Origin of the sequence: Hyphomonas atlantica corrig. (assembly GCF_000682715.1) — a bacterium.
In the GTDB taxonomy this organism is placed as follows: domain Bacteria; phylum Pseudomonadota; class Alphaproteobacteria; order Caulobacterales; family Hyphomonadaceae; genus Hyphomonas; species Hyphomonas atlantica.
Window position 1 is genome coordinate 88,406 of record NZ_AWFH01000001.1, and the last position, 16,398, is coordinate 104,803.

At 59.7% G+C, this 16,398-nt stretch carries 15 protein-coding genes; 6 read left to right on the plus strand and 9 right to left on the minus strand.

Annotated features, from left to right (window positions below):
- The first annotated feature begins 180 nt into the window (after window positions 1-180).
- Entirely contained in the window at window positions 181-945 is a 765-nt protein-coding gene (locus tag HY36_RS00455; protein ID WP_162175920.1) for a hypothetical protein, read from the plus strand.
- Here the strand turns inward: HY36_RS00455 and recQ are convergent.
- Entirely contained in the window at window positions 942-2,777 is a 1,836-nt protein-coding gene (gene recQ, locus HY36_RS00460) for a DNA helicase RecQ (protein ID WP_035546802.1), read from the minus strand. The two genes, HY36_RS00455 and recQ, sit on opposite strands and share 4 nt — an antisense overlap.
- 49 nt (window positions 2,778-2,826) lie before the next feature.
- A complete protein-coding gene (locus tag HY36_RS00465) occupies window positions 2,827-3,717 on the minus strand; it encodes a histone deacetylase (protein ID WP_035546805.1) in 891 nt (296 codons plus the stop codon).
- Between the two features lie 135 nt (window positions 3,718-3,852).
- Here HY36_RS00465 and HY36_RS00470 point away from each other — a divergent pair, with 135 nt between their 5' ends.
- The 3 genes from HY36_RS00470 (at window position 3,853) to HY36_RS00480 (ending at window position 5,522) form a co-directional block, all read left to right on the plus strand.
- A complete protein-coding gene (locus tag HY36_RS00470; RefSeq protein ID WP_035546809.1) occupies window positions 3,853-4,548 on the plus strand; it encodes a pirin family protein in 696 nt (231 codons plus the stop codon).
- An 80-nt stretch (window positions 4,549-4,628) separates the two neighbouring features.
- A complete protein-coding gene (locus tag HY36_RS00475; protein WP_035546811.1) occupies window positions 4,629-4,940 on the plus strand; it encodes a cupin in 312 nt (103 codons plus the stop codon).
- A 90-nt stretch (window positions 4,941-5,030) separates the two neighbouring features.
- Window positions 5,031-5,522 (plus strand): hypothetical protein, encoded by a 492-nt coding sequence (locus HY36_RS00480; protein WP_035546814.1) that lies wholly within the window; start codon window positions 5,031-5,033, stop codon window positions 5,520-5,522.
- Here HY36_RS00480 and HY36_RS00485 read toward each other — a convergent pair.
- Complete coding sequence (locus tag HY36_RS00485) at window positions 5,519-5,938, minus strand: 6-carboxytetrahydropterin synthase (RefSeq protein WP_051602364.1); 420 nt, start codon at window positions 5,936-5,938, stop codon at window positions 5,519-5,521. The two genes, HY36_RS00480 and HY36_RS00485, sit on opposite strands and share 4 nt — an antisense overlap.
- Window positions 5,939-6,068: 130 nt before the next feature.
- Window positions 6,069-6,776 (minus strand): 7-cyano-7-deazaguanine synthase QueC, encoded by a 708-nt coding sequence (gene queC / locus HY36_RS00490; protein WP_035548106.1) that lies wholly within the window; start codon window positions 6,774-6,776, stop codon window positions 6,069-6,071.
- Window positions 6,777-6,989: 213 nt separating this feature from the next.
- Here queC and HY36_RS00495 point away from each other — a divergent pair, with 213 nt between their 5' ends.
- Window positions 6,990-9,929 (plus strand): TonB-dependent receptor, encoded by a 2,940-nt coding sequence (locus HY36_RS00495; RefSeq protein WP_035546821.1) that lies wholly within the window; start codon window positions 6,990-6,992, stop codon window positions 9,927-9,929.
- Window positions 9,930-10,052: 123 nt separating this feature from the next.
- Entirely contained in the window at window positions 10,053-11,189 is a 1,137-nt protein-coding gene (locus HY36_RS00500; RefSeq protein WP_035546824.1) for a PQQ-dependent sugar dehydrogenase, read from the plus strand.
- A gap of 6 nt (window positions 11,190-11,195) precedes the next feature.
- On the opposite strand, the gene recR is transcribed toward HY36_RS00500, so the two are convergent.
- From recR to HY36_RS00525, 5 genes are all read right to left on the minus strand, one after another.
- Window positions 11,196-11,801 (minus strand): recombination mediator RecR, encoded by a 606-nt coding sequence (gene recR / locus HY36_RS00505; protein ID WP_035546828.1) that lies wholly within the window; start codon window positions 11,799-11,801, stop codon window positions 11,196-11,198.
- 45 nt (window positions 11,802-11,846) lie between these two features.
- On the minus strand, window positions 11,847-13,307 hold the full coding sequence (locus HY36_RS00510) for a hypothetical protein (RefSeq protein WP_035546833.1): 1,461 nt from the start codon (window positions 13,305-13,307) through the stop codon (window positions 11,847-11,849).
- Window positions 13,308-13,606: 299 nt separating this feature from the next.
- Entirely contained in the window at window positions 13,607-14,320 is a 714-nt protein-coding gene (gene ctrA, locus HY36_RS00515) for a response regulator transcription factor CtrA (protein ID WP_035546835.1), read from the minus strand.
- 135 nt (window positions 14,321-14,455) lie between these two features.
- The gene (locus tag HY36_RS00520; protein ID WP_035546838.1) at window positions 14,456-15,295 is read right to left on the minus strand and encodes an AAA family ATPase; all 840 of its coding nucleotides are present in this window, start codon (window positions 15,293-15,295) and stop codon (window positions 14,456-14,458) included.
- A 4-nt stretch (window positions 15,296-15,299) separates the two neighbouring features.
- The gene (locus tag HY36_RS00525) at window positions 15,300-16,307 is read right to left on the minus strand and encodes a flagellar biosynthesis protein FlhF (RefSeq protein WP_035546841.1); all 1,008 of its coding nucleotides are present in this window, start codon (window positions 16,305-16,307) and stop codon (window positions 15,300-15,302) included.
- Between the last annotated feature and the right edge of the window lie 91 nt (window positions 16,308-16,398).

A 16,398-nucleotide genomic window follows, 5' to 3' on the forward strand; every position in this document is an offset into this window, starting at 1 on the left:
TTGGCTCTATAGGTGAGGCGCGCTGCCCGCCGGGTCAAGGCGCTGAAAGCCTTTTGCCGAGGACGCCTCGTGAATTTTTCCAAATCTTTTGCAGCGCGTCGGAAAAATTGAAATCTCGTCACCCTTAGCTTGACCGTCACGAAACCTTTAAATAACTACCAATATTAGGATTTTGTTTACTTGGGGGACGAGACGCTCAACATGGTTTCGAGCATCACTACACAACAAATCGGCCGTCCGACGGCTACCGAGGCGACGATTTCAGAGCGCTCGGTTGCCAAGGCTCTGATCGCAATCACGCTGTTTCTGGTGTCTGCGCATATTGCGGCACTCATCCTAAAATATGGACTTGGACGCGAGCACGCCTTCGGCTTTGTCGGCACGTTCCATATGGACGGAGAAATGAATGTTCCGTCTTTTATGTCTTCCTTGCTTCTGTTTTCGACGGCGATGATGGCTTTCTTCACCGCAGCCGTGACACCGGGCGATCGTCGGAGCAAACTACCCTGGCTCACCGTTGGCCTGGTGTTCGTCCTGCTCAGCTTCGATGAAAACATCCGCATCCATGAGCGCATAACCAATTCCATGCGCGCAATCCTGCCCGAAGGTTTCATGCCTTATACGGGATTTGAAATCCCCTATCTCATTGTCATGGGCATCATCGGTCTGTTCATGATCAGGTGGTATTTGAACCTGGACCGGTCCAGCCAGCTCCTGTTCGCCCTGTCCGGGTTTATCTTTGTGTGCGGCGCGGTTGGGCTGGAGCAGGTCGCGTCGGTCTACTACGATGCAAATGGTCTGGCACGCGCGGGAGAAGCGACGCTTGTCGGCGACGTTTTTGTGCTCATCGAAGAAACTTGCGAGATTGCTGGTGTCTCCCTGTTCCTCTACGCGATGGTACGCCGCCTCGGCGGCATTAAGCTGGCTTCAGCCGACACGATCTAGGCCGCTTCGCTGATAATCCGCGACACGTCTTCGGCGTAGCGCTGGGCCTTTTTCTCGCCGACACCGCTGATCAGGCGCAGCTCATCTGCGCCATTGGGACGTTCGCGGGCGATTTCGGCGAGGGTACGGTCATGGAAAATAACGTAAGGCGGTACGCCGCGCGTCTTCGCCGTTTCCGTGCGCCAGATGCGCAGATTGTCGAACAGGGCCTGATCACGCTCCGACATGTCAGCCAGGGCCTGCGCCGCGACGCGGCTCTTGCCTTTCGAGCGTTTGCGCGTGGCGGCCGGATCGGCGCGCAGCATCAGCGTGCGGTCGCCCCGGAACAGCGCGCGGGCGGCCTCGGCATCCGGCACGATCATGGCCGGGCGGTTCATCTCGCCGCCTTCGGCCAGTACGCCATCATAGAGCAGCGCATCGAACACACGGCTCCACCCCTGTTTGGGCATGTTCTTGCCGATGCCATAGGTCGACTGGGTGGACAGCTCTTCGTCGAAACTGTCCTTCGCCTGCCCCAGCAAATGATTGATCAGGCGCCCCCGGCCGATCTTCTGGCCGCAGCGCAGGACAGCTGAGACCGCCATCTGCGCCCAGCGCGTCGCATCATAAGGGTCACCGCTCTCGCCCCGGCAGATATCGCAGGCCCCGCAGGCCTCCACCCCCTCTTCCCCGAAATAGCGACGCACCGCTGCGCGGCGGCAATCATCCCCATCGAAAAAGGCAAACAGCTGCCGTGTCTTGGTGATCTGCACGCGCTTGACCGCTTCGGGTGCATCGCTCTCATAAGTCCAGCTGAGCGAGCGGCGCATGTCTGCTGGGCCATAGAGGGCCACGCCCTCGGCAGGCTCGCCATCCCGGCCCGCGCGGCCAACTTCCTGCCAATAGGCTTCCATCGTCTTGGGCGGGTCGGCATGGATGACAAAGCGCACATCCGGCTTGTCGACGCCCATGCCGAACGCGACGGTCGCGCACATGACGAGCCCGTCTTCAAGCAGGAAACGCCGCTGGCGCTCGGCCCGCACGTCCGCATCAAGGCCCGCATGATAGGCGAGCGAGGAAATCCCGGCCCGCTCCAGCGCCTCTGCAAGGTCTTCGGTGGCGTTGCGGGTGGCGGCGTAGACAATGCCGGAGAGGCCCGGTCGCGCCTTGACGAGAGAGACGACGCGCTGGGCGCGGTTGCCTTCCTTCGGCTCTGCGGCAAGCGCAAGGTTTGGCCGATCAAAGCTCGCGACATGCACGGCGGGCTTCGTCAGGTCGAGCTGCTCAAGAATGTCTTCGCGTGTACGGGTGTCTGCGGTCGCCGTCACGGCCAGGCGCGGCACGCCGGGGAACAAATCCTTCAGCCGGCCCAGCGCGCGATAGTCCGGGCGGAAATCATGGCCCCACTGGCTGACACAGTGCGCCTCGTCCACGGCGATCAGCGAGATGTTCATTTGCGCGAGGCGCTGGGCCAGCCCCGTGCCCATGCCCTCTGGCGAGACATAGAGCAGATCCATCTCGCCGCGCGCGGCCGCCTCCAGCGCCTCGGCCCGGGCATTGAAATCCATAGAAGAATCGAGCCGCTCGGCGCGCACGCCGACCTGTTTCAGCGCGTCGACCTGATCGGCCATAAGCGCGATCAGCGGCGAGACGACAATGCCGACCCCGTCCCGCAGCAGCGCCGGGATCTGATAGCAGAGCGACTTGCCACCGCCGGTCGGCAGAACGGCAAGGCCATCCTTGCCTGCCAGCGCATCCGAGATGACCGCCTCCTGCAACCCCCGGAAGGCGTCATAGCCATAGACGCGCTTCAGCAGCGCGCGGGCATCGTTGAGGGTTGGCTGGGCAGGCATCTGCCTCTTGTGGCGACGCAAGTGAGTCGGGGCAAGAGGCTGGGTGCCTTCACGCAGCCGCGCCCAGCGCCTCAACCAGAAACGTATGCCTCCGGGCGACAGCGTGGGCGTCGCGGGCATAGCCGCCGCCGAGGACGCCGCAGAGCGGGATGCCGGCTGAGCGGCAGGCCCGCGCCACATATGCGTCCCGCGCGCGCAAGCCCTCATCGCTTAGGGACAGCAGGCCCAGACGGTCCTCTGCATGCGGATCGACCCCAGCATTGTAGAAGACAATGTCCGGCGCGGTGCCGAGGGCGGCATCGACAAGATCTTCCAGCGCGGAAAGATAGGCCGCATCGCCCGTGCCCTTTGGCAGGCCGATGTCCAGATCAGAGGGCGGCTTCTCGCGCGGCCAGTTCTGTTCGCAATGCAGCGAGGCGGTGAAGACGCGCGGATCGTAGCGGAAGATCAGCGCCGTGCCGTCTCCGTGGTGTACATCACAATCAATGACGGCCACACGGCGCACTTCCTTCGTTTCCAGCAGGAGCTTTCCGGCAACGCCAACATCATTGAACACGCAGAACCCCGCCCCGCCGTCGGGCCCGGCATGATGGCTGCCGCCGGCAAGGTTCACCGCGGCCCCCTGCTCCAGCGCAAGGCGCGCGGCAAGGCATGTGCCGCCAACCGACGCAGCCGAGCGCCGGGCGATGGCGGGCGTGATCTCGAAGCCGACCTTGCGGGCGGCCTTTGCATCAAGCGTTTGGGTCAGGATGGCGGTGACATAGGCCTCGTCATGCGCGAGGTGCAGCCAGTCTTCCGATGCGGCCTGTGGCTCTATGAAGCTATGGCCTGCCGCGCGGAGAAATTCGGCCACGAGCGCATATTTGCGCATCGGGAAACGATGGTCATCCGCGACGGTTTTCGCGTCATAATCAACATGGTGAACAATGGGCAGAGTCATGCCGGACGGAACCTAGCGGGTTTCGGGCCCGTTTCCACTTATGCACGGCATGCATAGGTGTGATGGCTGGCTGCGCTCTTCAGGCTGCGCCCGGACACGTCATATTCGCTGCAACACGAGCGAAAGGATATCGCCATGATTGAACACAGACCCTTCAAACAGCTTGGCCGGTTCCAGAACGACTGGCTGAACGCCAATTATCACTTTTCCTTCTCGGGCTACCATGATCCGAAGCGGATGGGCGAAGGTGCCCTGCGCGTCTGGAATGATGACACGATCCAGCCGCATACAGGCTTTCCGCCGCACGGGCACAGCTCAATGGAGATCATCACCTATGTCCGCACAGGTGCGATCACCCACAAAGATTCGATGGGCAATACCGGCCGTACCGAGGCTGGCGACGTGCAGGTGATGAGCGCTGGCGATGGCGTGCAGCACTCGGAGTGGAACGCCGAAGACGAAGAAACGACCCTGTTCCAGATCTGGATCCTGCCACGCCATGCAGGCGGCAAGCCCGGCTGGGGCGCACGGAAGTTCCCGAAAGGGGAACGCTCCGGAAATTGGGCGGTGCTGGCCTCTGGCGACGGCGCAGACGACAGCCTCGTCATCAATCAGGATGCCAATGTTCTCGGCGCGACACTGAAGGAAGGCGAAACGCTCACCTATGAGGTCAAGGAAGGCCGTCACGGTTATCTGGTACTGGCCGATGGATCCATCGAGCTGAACGGTATTGTCATGAACGGACGCGATGGCGCCGCGATCACGGGCCCGGAATCCGTGACTCTGAAAGGTGTAGCCGACGCAGAAATCGTGTTCGTGGACACGGTTTGATCTTGCCTCTAGCCGCGATACGTCGGAGACCGGGCCGCAACACTCTGCGGCCCGGCTTACTGCATTAGGGAACGACGACCATGAAGATCATCCGCAGCAAGGCATTTACCGCGCCCAAAGCATGGGGTGCGATCGACGTGGCGAATATGGCCGGGATCACAACGCGCCTGCACTGGACCGATCAGCCCTATATCTGGCACGTCAACGAAGGTGAGGAAGTATTCGCCGTGCTCGATGGCGTGGTTGACATGCATTACCGCGAAGACGGCACCGAGAAGATCGTGACGCTGGAAACGGGAGACGTCTTCTTCGCCGGGATCGGGTGTGAACATGTCGCCCATCCCCGGGGGGAAGCCCGCATCCTGGTGGTCGAGCACGAAGGCAGCATCTGAACCTCTGATAGGCTCGCTCACAGGCCTGTGACTTCTACAGGTTCGACCGGCATGATAGAGTGTAAACACAACAGTTCAGGAGATACTCCAATGAAACGGTTTACACCCCTTGCCGCCCTTGCCCTTCTGGCCGCGCCGATTGCGCTGGCGGGCGAGATCCATGTCGGCTTCAGCCCGGAATTCACCGAAGAACTCGAAGATGATTACGGCATGCGAGAGGCCGACTATCTGATCGATGCCGTGAAGGATGATCTGGATCGTGAACTCGGCAAGGCCGGGCTGGACATTCCGCGCATTGAGGTAACGATTCTGGACGCCATGCCGAACAAGCCGACGTTCAAACAGCTCGGTGACACGCCGGGGCTGGACTATGGCGATTCAAAAAGCATTGGGGGCATGAAATTGTCTGCCACTGCATATGACGCAGATGGCAATGCGACCGGCGAGTTGACCTATGACTGGTATGAAACCGATCTACGCTATGCGGGCATATCGACCTGGCAGGATGCCAAGCGCGCCTCTGACCGGTTTGCCCGCAAATTCGTGAAGGAACTGACCGCCGGAACCCCGTCGGGCAGCTAGAGCACCAGTTCGCACCGCTCATTCAGGCTGGGCCGGGAGATGGCGACTTTGGTCAATCCCGGCAGGCCGGCCTTCAGGTCAGCGGCCGCCCAAAGACAAATCCGCTCCAGCGTCGGCACTTCAAGCCCTTCAATGTCGTTCAGCAGCTTGTGGTCCAGCTTCGCCGCAGTCTCTTTCAGGCACGCGGTCAAATGAGAGAAATCCTCAACCCATTGCTCACCCGGCTTGACGGTTCCGGCAACAGTCGCCTCAAGCACGAAGGAATGCCCGTGAACATTGCGATATGGGTGCCCTTCGGGCTTGCCGCCCATATAGTGAGCAGCCTCGAAATTCACCGATTTCGAGATCGCGAACACGCTGCCTTCCGGATTGGTCGCAGCAGAACTCTGGCTGGTCTGGTCGGTCTGAGTGGTCATCGTCTCAAGGTCAGGTCTGGTTCAGGGGCGCACGCCCATTGGCGCGGGGCGATCAAGCGCCCTCAAATGGTGGAAAAACCCTGAAAAGTCCAGCTTATATGGCTGTTTTGGCTGTAACGCGCAAATCGGCTTAGCTGGCGTTTTTCCAGCTTTCCCACCCCTTTGCCCGCAACTCGCACGCGGGGCATGTGCCACAGCCATATCCCCATTCGTGCCGTGCGCCCCGCTCGCCAAGATAACACGTATGGGTATCTTCCGCGATCAGATCGACCAGCCCCTGCCCGCCCAGCGTATCCGCCAGCGCCCAGGTTTCCGCCTTGTCGATATACATCAGGGGCGTCTCGATCTGCATGGGAACATCCAGGCCGAGCCGCAGGGTCTCGGCCTGCGCCGCCATTGTGTCGGCCCGGCAGTCCGGATAGCCGGAATAGTCCGTTTCGCACATACCGCCGACCAGGACCGCGATTCCCCTGCGGCTGGCGAGCGCCCCGGCCAGTGTCAGGAACAGGAGATTGCGACCCGGCACAAAGGTAGACGGCAAACCCGCCTCAGTCATCTCGATGCTGACCTCGTGCGTCATCGCGGTTTCACCGAGCGACTTCAGGACAGTCGCATCCAGCATGTGGTCCGCCCCCAGACGGGCACCCCAATCAGTATTGAGGGCGGCCAGCCCAGAGCGAACAGTCTCGCGACATTCCAGCTCGATCCGGTGGCGCTGACCATAGTCGAATCCCACGGTTTCGACTCGCTCATACCGCGAAAGCGCCCATGCGAGGCAGGTCGTGGAATCCTGTCCTCCGGAAAACAGAACGAGAGCAGCTGGAAGCAATTGTGACATGACCGCGCCTGTAACAGGCATGGGGAAGCGGGCCAAGCGGAGGCGTTACATTTTTAACACCCCGATTTTTATTGCATCCATTACCCCTGCGTCATGTTGACAGACCCGTCACGAATGCATTCTGATGACACTTGAAGCAGGCCCAAAAGAGGCCGGCTCGGCAAAAATTGCTCGAGGTCAGCACAAAAGCGGCCCGAGGGGAGGAAACAAAACATGCGAAATAACAGACACTCGAAGTGCGTCTGGCTGGCTGGGGCATCCGCCCTGGTTTTCGGACTCGCAGCACCTGCTGCCATGGCTCAGGACGATTCCGACGAAAGCCCGCGCACGCTTTCCACCGTTACGGTGACAACGCAGAAAACCGAAGAATCCATTCAGGATGTTCCGATTGCGGTTTCGGCGTTTGACGAAGACGCGCTGAACCGCTTGCAGCTTGCAGGCGGCCCGGACCTTGTGAAGTCGATTCCGAACGTCAGCTTCACGAAGGGCAACTTCACCAGTTTCAACTTCAAGATCCGCGGCATCGGTGCAGATGTTGTGGCACAGTCTGGTGACGCCGGCGTGGGTATTCACCAGAATGACATTCCGCTCACGGCCAACCGCCTCTTCGAAGCCGAGTTTTATGATGTTGAGCGTGTTGAGGTACTGCGTGGACCTCAGGGAACGCTCTATGGCCGGAACGCCACCGGTGGTGTGTTCAACCTGATTACCGCCAAGCCGGTGCTCGGAGAGTTCCAGGCCGATGCCGAGCTGACCTATGGCAACTACAACACCTTTAAGGGCAAGGGCATGGTCAACCTGCCCATTGGAGATGCGGCTGCCCTGCGCGTTGCTGGTTCCTATCTCAGCCGTGATGGCTATGTGGACAATCTGACCACGGGCAATGACGTCGACGATCGCGACCTCTACAGCATCCGGGCGACCCTGGCCGTCGAGCCAACTGACTGGGCCCGCGGCTGGATTTCCGTCGAACACTTCGAGGAAGACGATTCCCGTCTCCGCTCGGGCAAGCAGCTCTGCGCCAAGGACCCGGGCTTCGACACGTTCATGGGTGTTCCGGTCACAGCTTTTGACCAGCTGGCAACATCTCTCGGCTGTGTGGATGCGCCGCTTGACCAATCCCGCGACCGTGTGAACTCTCAAGCAACCCTCGCTGGCGGCCTCGGTATTCTCGCCGGCCTCTTGAATGGCGACGTGAACACGGATCCGGCCATCGCAGACCTTCGCAAGATCGAGTCGGCATTCGACCCGATGTATCAGGCAGAGCAGACTCTCTATTCCTGGAAAGCGGAAGCAGACATTAGCGACAATCTGTTGCTGACGTATCTCGGCAGCTACAGTGAAAGTTCCGTTGTTTCCCGTGAGGACTACAACAAGGCATCCGCCGCATTGAACTTCAATGAAACAGCGGGCCCCTTCATCAACCCTGCGCTTGCGCCACTTTATGGCCTGCTCTTCCCCGGCGGTGTTGTGACCGACCCGGAACTGGGCGCAGCGAATTCGTTCCGCACGTTTGACCTCTCAGGTGCAAACAGCGAACAGACCACTCACGAACTTCGTCTGCAGTCTGACTTTGATGGTCCGTTCAACTTCAACCTTGGTGCCATCAAGGTTGATTTCGAGTCCATTGACCCACGCAATCCGGAAGACGGCTACTATGTTCTGTCCAACGCTCTGACAGCGCTGACGCAGATCAACAACGCTGCTGGCGGTGCACTCTTTGGCGGAAACGTTCCGCTCGACACAGGGTCAACGGCCACCACGACCGCGTCTCTCTTCGACCTCAGCCTGAATGGCGATGGCGGCAACTATTTCCGTTCGCTGTCTCCTTATGAGCTGGAATCGTTCGCCGTCTTCGGCGAAGGCTACTACGACGTGTCAGACGATTTGCAGCTGACGCTCGGTCTTCGCTATACGGACGACCAGAAAGAGCAGGATATCGTCAACACCTTCCTGTTCACACCGCAAGCTGCTGGCGCTGACCCATTGGCGTCACAAGGCAAGCTGAAGGCGGACTTCCAGGAAGTGACTGGCCGTGTCGGTTTCGACTGGACGCCTGATCTCAGCTTCACTGACGACTCGCTGATCTATGGCTTCTACTCCAAAGGCTACAAGGGCGGCGGTATCAACCCACCACAGCCCGCTGGCGCAAACCTGTTCCCGCAAACCTTCGATCCAGAGTTCATCAACTCTTATGAAATCGGTACGAAGAACACATTCGCGGACGGCACAGCCCAGCTGAACCTGACCGGCTTCATGTATGACTATGAAGGCTACCAGATCACGCAGATCATCAACCGGTCTTCCGTGAACATCAACGTGGACGCAGAACTTCAGGGTATCGAACTGGAAGGTCTCTGGACCCCAGCCGATAACTGGCTGCTGACGGCAAATTTGGGCCTGCTGAACGCCGAAGTCATCGATACCTACGGTATTGATGTGCTGGATCGGACCAACGGTCGGGCGGATATGGTTGCACTGAAGAACTCCAGTTCCTATTCGAACTGTGTGATCTCGGCGCAAGGTTATGCAACCGTATTGGGCGCCATTCAGGCCAATCCGGCACTGACCGGCGCAACCCTGCAGCTCTGTACTGGCGCGTTTGGAACGTCCTTCTACGACGCGGTAAACGGCACGACTGGCGGGTCCGGCAGCGCAGCCACAGACCGCGCCTTCACGGAAGCAGCGCTCGGTCTCGGCGGTGTGACAGTGACGTACACCGACTCAAATGGTGACACACAGACCGCAACGGCCCTGCAGGCGATTGAAGGTGATGCGAAAAATCTGGACGGCAATTCCATGCCGGGTGCTCCGGAAATGACGCTGAACCTCGCAGCGGAATACACATTCCAATCCCTCGGCAATTCTGATTGGGATATGACGATCCGCGGCGACTACTACATGCAGTCCGACAGCTATAGCCGGATCTGGAACACTCCACGTGACGAGCTGGAGTCCTGGTCCAACGTCAACCTGTCGATCCTGTTCAACAATGAACAGAGCGGCTGGGGCGTAGAAGTGTTCGCCAAGAACCTGACCGATGAAGAAGTCATCACCGGTACGTACCTCACCGATGATTCCTCCGGCCTGTTCACCAACGCCTTCCTGACCGAGCCAGCCCTGTATGGCGTCACAGTCAAGAAGTCCTGGTAACACACCTAGCTGATCCATGAATTGAGGGTGGCCCTTGCCGGGGCCACCCTTTTTGTTTGGTCATTTGATAGCGCCACCCTATTATCTGCCCCGACTGCCCTGCCCCATATTGGAGGATCCCTTATGCGCCACCTCACCCCCATCATCCCGCTCACCCTGCTTGCTGCCGCATGTGGTGGTCCGGCTGAAACCACCCCTGCCGCCACCAGCGATTTCGAAGTCGCGCTGACTCCGATTGTCGAGGAGGCTGAATGGCCGTGGGGCATGACGTTTCTGCCGAATGGCGATTTGCTGTTCACCGAGAAAGAAGGCGGCCTGAAATTCGTTGCCGGGGGCGAAGGCGCCCCGAGTGCGGTCAGCGGCCTGCCGGAGGCCTATGTCGAAGGACAGGCCGGGTATCTCGGCATTACGCTCGATCCGGACTTCGAATCGAATCGGCTCGTCTATATCGCCTATTCAAAGGGTGATGACGCTGCCAACGCCACTGCCGTCATCAAGGGCCGGTTGAGCGACGACGCCAGCGCGCTGGAGAATGTCGAGGAAATCTTCTGGGCCGATGCGCGCGATACCGCCTATCATTACGGCGCGCGCCTGCAATTCGCGAATGACGGCACGCTGTTCGTTTCTCTGGGCGAAGGCTTCAAGTACATGAAGGATTCCCAGGACCCGACCAACACGCACGGCAAGATCGTCCGCATCAACGCAGATGGCTCCATTCCAGCGGATAATCCATTCGCCGATGGCGAAAACGGCAAACCATCGGTGTACTCCTATGGTCACCGGAATGTGCAAGGCCTCTACTACGACCCGGAAACAGACACGCTGTACGAAACCGAACACGGTCCGAAAGGCGGCGACGAGCTGAACCTCGTGACGCCGGGAACAAATTATGGCTGGCCGAAAATCACCTATGGCGTGAACTATGACGGCACCATCATCACCAACGAAACCGAAGCCGAAGGCATGGCCCAGCCCATGACCTATTGGGTGCCCTCCATCGCGCCGTCCGGACTCGTCATGCTGACCAGCGATGTTTATCCTGGCTGGAAGGGGGATCTCTTCACGGGCGGCATGAATGGCCCGGCCGGGCTGGAACTGACCCGGATCGACATGGAGAATGGCGAAGTTGTTGGACGGGAATCGCTGTTTGACGGCGAGTATGCGATCCGCGATGTCGTGCAGGGCCCGGACGGGCACCTATATGTGGCCACCAAGGATTTCGACGGCATCTTCCGCGTCGATCCGGTCGAGGCCGAATAGACTGATCTAGATATCCCGGCGCGACCGCAGCGCGGCGGCGAGCGTGCCATCATCAAGATGGTCGAGTTCGCCGCCCACTGGCACGCCATGGGCGAGCCGCGTGACGCTAACGCCCTTCCCTTCCAGAAGCTCGGCGACATAGTGCGCCGTCGTCTGGCCATCGACCGTCGCGTTGAGGGCCAGGATCACTTCGCGAACACCGCCCGCCTCAACCCGCGTGACGAGGGATGGAATGTTCAGGTCTTCCGGCGTGATGCCATCAATCGCGGACAATACACCCCCCAAAACGTGATACCGTCCGCGGAAGGCGCCGCCTCGCTCCAGTGCCCAGAGATCGGGCACATCCTCGACGACACACACAAGGCCATCATCACGGCCATCCGCCTGACAGACCGCGCAGGGCTGGACCGTATCAAAATTCCCGCACGTCTTGCAGCGCTCGATCTTTTCGCCGGCTTCCGCCAGCGCGTCTGCGAGCGGCTTCAACAAGGTGTCGCGCCGCTTCAACAGGAACAATGCCACCCTCCGCGCAGACCGGGGCCCAAGGCCCGGAAGGCGCGAGATAAGCTCAATCAGACGAAGAATTTCGGGACCGGCAGAATTCTGGGACATGCGCCCAATGTCATCTGTTTGTACAGCAAGGCAAGCCCTGTACCCCTAGTCGGGTGTCAATTCCATCATCGACACCTTCCCCGTCCGGGTCTGGGTCAAGATCAGCGTCTGGGTCGTGAAGTCGGGGGCGCCTGCCTTGCGAACGCTGGTGTTCCAGAGCGTAGTGGGCACATAGGTCAACTCTTCAAAGCTCGGCCTGGTATCCCCCAGCGACAAATCCCCCGTCTGCTCGACACGGATGAGATACGGCACCGTCTCCAGAGTGATGAGAACATCCGCCTGAGCATCCACGTCGCCCGTATCCAAATCCGCCAATATCACATCAGAAGGAACGCCCTTGTCCCAGCTATATTTCTGGACCTGAACCGGACCGGAGCCATCAAACTGGTTGGCATAAATCCACAGTTCATGTTGCCCCTCATGTGCGCCATTCGAGGACACGAAGGCTGCAACAAAATGGCCTACCTCATCTATGTAAAAATCGGCATCCACGAGCGGCCCGCTCTCGGGCAGGCTGATCGGCACAGACGCCATCTCGTCCGGTTCACCTCCCCATACGACGTCCCAGAAACGCAACGTACTTGTCGCCTCATCATATCCAATGATGTGGCTGCCCCAGGCGTTCGCAAAACAGAAATTTCCCGTGCTCGCCAAAATTGGCCCCACTTCCAGCACCGGCTCTTCACCGGGCGCGAAGGTGCCACGCGGAAACTTGTCGAACTGAAATATCTTCAAGCCGGCACCTCTACTGCCGACGAGCAGGTCATTCTGTGTGTCGTGGATCGAAGAACTGAGCAGCGAAAAGGCGCACGGCGCCTCCGTCTCCACGATTTGGGCAAATGCTTCCTTGATATGAATTTGATCGCTCTCTTCCAGCCCGATCAGCAAGGAAGGCGAAAACCCGTTCATGTATTCCATTTGCAGAGTGGCGCTCTCTCCCACGACCGACCCTTCCAACGCAAGGGTTTGGAGGTCCGAGAATTCCTCGGTCACATAATCATTCATGTAGCGGAAAAGAATGCGTCCGGAATCGTCATCAGCATCGGCGATGCCGTTCACACCAATCTCGTGATCTCCGAACGACATGGAGTAGAAATCGGCCTGTTCCGGATTGTGAAGACCGTCAAATAGCGCAACCGCCTCCCCCAAGAGCGACACAGTGGGGGTCAATTCGATATTCTGTATTCCGACAGAAATCCGCTCCATTGTGATATCCTCACCATCGGAAATCGTGAGTTCGAACTCCATCAGCGTATCCTGATCCACTTCAGGCGCCCGGAAGGCAAACATGGCCTCTCCTTCAACGGCCTCATCCTCTCCGAGCGGCACGTCACTGGGCGCCGGCCCGGCGACCTGTTCGAGGGTCCACGTCAATGGCTCGCCCTCTGCATCGCTGGAAGCGGTCGCGTCGATTACAAATGGGCGACCTTCCTCGGGACTTTCAGGCGTGAGCGTATAGGCAAGCTCCGGAGGCGTGTTAGCCGGGGGTGGTGGAGGGGGTGCCATTGGCTATCCGGCTCTCGCCGTCACACCACCATCGGATGAGCCGCCGCCTCCCCCACATGCTCCCAGCGCAAGTATTGCACACCCTGCCAAAAGCAGAGTCCGACCCCAATGTCTTTTCATGAATCAGCCCCGAATTTCATCCCAAAAGAGAAACGAATATTGCCGCCTCGTGCAGTGGGCGCAACAGCGTTCCCGTCAGGGGCGAATGCACCTACTCCGCAACTGCACGTCAGGAAAAAACAAAAAAAACCCCGGCCTGGGGCCGGGGTTCGACGAATTTGGATTAAAGGCGAACGGCCTTATGCGGCTTCTTCGATATCCGCTGTTTTCGAGCTCGGGCGTGGGTCGCGCAGCACATAGCCGCGGCCCCAGACAGTCTCGATGTAATGGTTTCCGCCGGTCGCATTCTGCAGCTTCTTGCGCAGCTTACAGATGAACACGTCGATGATCTTCAATTCCGGCTCGTCCATACCGCCATACAGGTGGTTCAGGAACATTTCCTTGGTCAGCGTCGTGCCCTTCCGCAAGGAGAGCAACTCGAACATCTGGTATTCCTTGCCGGTCAGGTGGACGCGCTCATCGTCAACTTCCACGGTCTTGGCATCGAGGTTCACGACGATTTCGCCAGTGCGGATAACGCTCTCGGCATGGCCTTTGGAGCGGCGCACAATGGCCGTGATACGGGCGATCAGCTCGTCCTTGTTGAATGGCTTGGTGAGGTAGTCGTCTGCGCCATAGCCCAGAGTTTTCACCTTGGCTTCGATGTCCGGATTGCCGGAAAGAATCATGACCGGGGTGTTCACACGGCCCATGCGAAGCTGCTTGAGCACTTCGTATCCGGAGATGTCCGGCAGGGACAGGTCGAGAACGATCATGTCGTACTCGTACACTTTTCCGAGGTCCACGCCCTCTTCACCGAGGTCGGTTGTGTAGATGTTGAAGCCTGCAGCCTTCAGCATCAACTCGATGGAACGCGCCACCGCACTATCATCTTCAATCAGCAGGACGCGCATCTCTCGTCTCCCGAATCATCATTACGACCAAGTTAGCCGCATTTCCTGTCAATGTGAATCCTACGGGCTGATCCTTTAACGAAGGTTAACAAGCCGTGCGATTCACCCCCCAAACTTCCGCTTTCTTCACACAAATTAATAGCCAAGATCCGCGCCCTGACGGCCACCGATCAGCATCTGCGAAATTGCGATGGCATCCTGGATCGGCTGGGCCTGCTGGTCGGTCGAGATCAGCGTCTTCTGGCAACGGATCGCATCCCGCACTTTCGGGTCCCGCATGACCGTACCGGCCAGATGGGGCCGGAAGCCCAGGAAAGTCTGACAAGCCCGCGCAATGGCTTCGTAAGTGCGCTGCCCCGCGGCGCGCGACTCTGCCTGGTTGATACAGATGACCGGCTCGACATTCGGCGCATAGCCACGCAGCACCTTGATGAAGGCGTAGGCATCCGTCATCGATGTCGGCTCATCGGTGATCACCATGAGCGCCTTGTCAGCCGCACGCGCCAAGCGCATGCAATTGGCCTCAATGCCGGCGCCCAGATCGACGACGACCTGATCATATTGAAGCGCCAGCGCGGAAAGTCCGGCCGCCAGGCGCGCAACTTCTTCTGGCGGCAATTCTGCCAGCGCGCCTGAGCCAGACCGGCCCGGCAGCACATCAAAGCCGCCATCTGCTGCGCCGCCATCGACCGGCGTAACCGCATCATCCAGTTCAACCCAACCAGCAATAACTGCGGCGAGATCCGTTTCCGGAGCAATGCCCAGCTGAACATCAACATTGGCAAGGCCGAGGTCACCGTCGACCAGCAAGGTCCGCTTTCCCGCCTGCGCAAAGGCCGATGCCAGGGTGATGGCCATGAAGGTCTTGCCCACACCGCCCTTGCCGCTGGCAACAGCGATAATGGAGGCCGGGGCAACACGAGGCGTCGGGCGCTGGGCCGGACGTTCCTGAGATTTTCGAAGCATGAAGCTCATAGGACTACGCAGCTCCTTTCAGGGCGATAACATCGCCCGGCGCATCTTCCATCAACAGCGCAGCGAGCCGGGAGGGTGCAGCCGGGACAAGTCCGCCGCCGATGAATGGCGTTACAGCTAGGTGTGAGAAGGCTATGCCGGCAGAGGAAAGTGCGGAAATCGCCCCTCCCCTCCGCCGGGCAATATCCAGCTTGGTCAGAATGGCGCGGCGAACACCGGCCCGTGCAAAGATCTTTGCGGCATCCGTCTGGTCTTCGGGGTGACCTTCTGCCGACATGACGAGGATAGGCTCGGCGCGCACGACCTGGATCAGGTCCTGCAGGCTGGCCATGTCATCCTGATCGAATGGGTTAATGCTTGGCAGGTCAATCACACAGCGCTGACCTGCAGCCCGGGCGGCGCGCAGCGCGTCGAACAGGGCATCTGGCGTCTCCGCAATGCGGATCTGGTCGCGTTCATTCTCAAGATAGGCCGCAAGCTGTTCGCCGCCAGCCGTTCCGTCGAGATCTGCAGCAACAGGCAGGATGGCCGTGCGCGCCACAGCGGCGCGGCGTGTGAGCTTGGCAGCGGTCGCCGTGCGGCCATGTCCGGGTGGACCAACCAGAATGATGTCTTTCTCCAGACGCGCCGGGATTGGATCGCAGGTGACGATGCGCTCAAGACCAGCAGCAATCGAATCCTCTGGCGAATCTCCGGGGATCGCATTCTGGTCTGCACCCTCATGGGCTACACGGTCCGCAAACCGTTGCGGCGCACCATGCCAGAGCAGTGCATCCCGTACCCGGCTATAGAGTGGATTTTCAGCGCCGCGGCCATGCCCTCCCCGAGCGTCCCTCAGGAAGAGTGGCTCACTCGGCACAACGCCGCCGCCCAGCTTGTCTGTGGCCGCGCGGACTTCCACACCGCCTTCAATCTCCCGCTCGGACAGGATGACGGCGTCGGCGCCCATTTCGGCAAAAATCATCGCTTTGGCGGCCTCAAGGGTCTCCGCGGCGAACATCTTCATGCGCATGTCTGCATGTTCCCTTGTGTTAATCACCCCGCCGAGTGCCACCCCAATAGTCCGGCAGGACATGCTGTCATTGGAAACAGTTAACACCGCG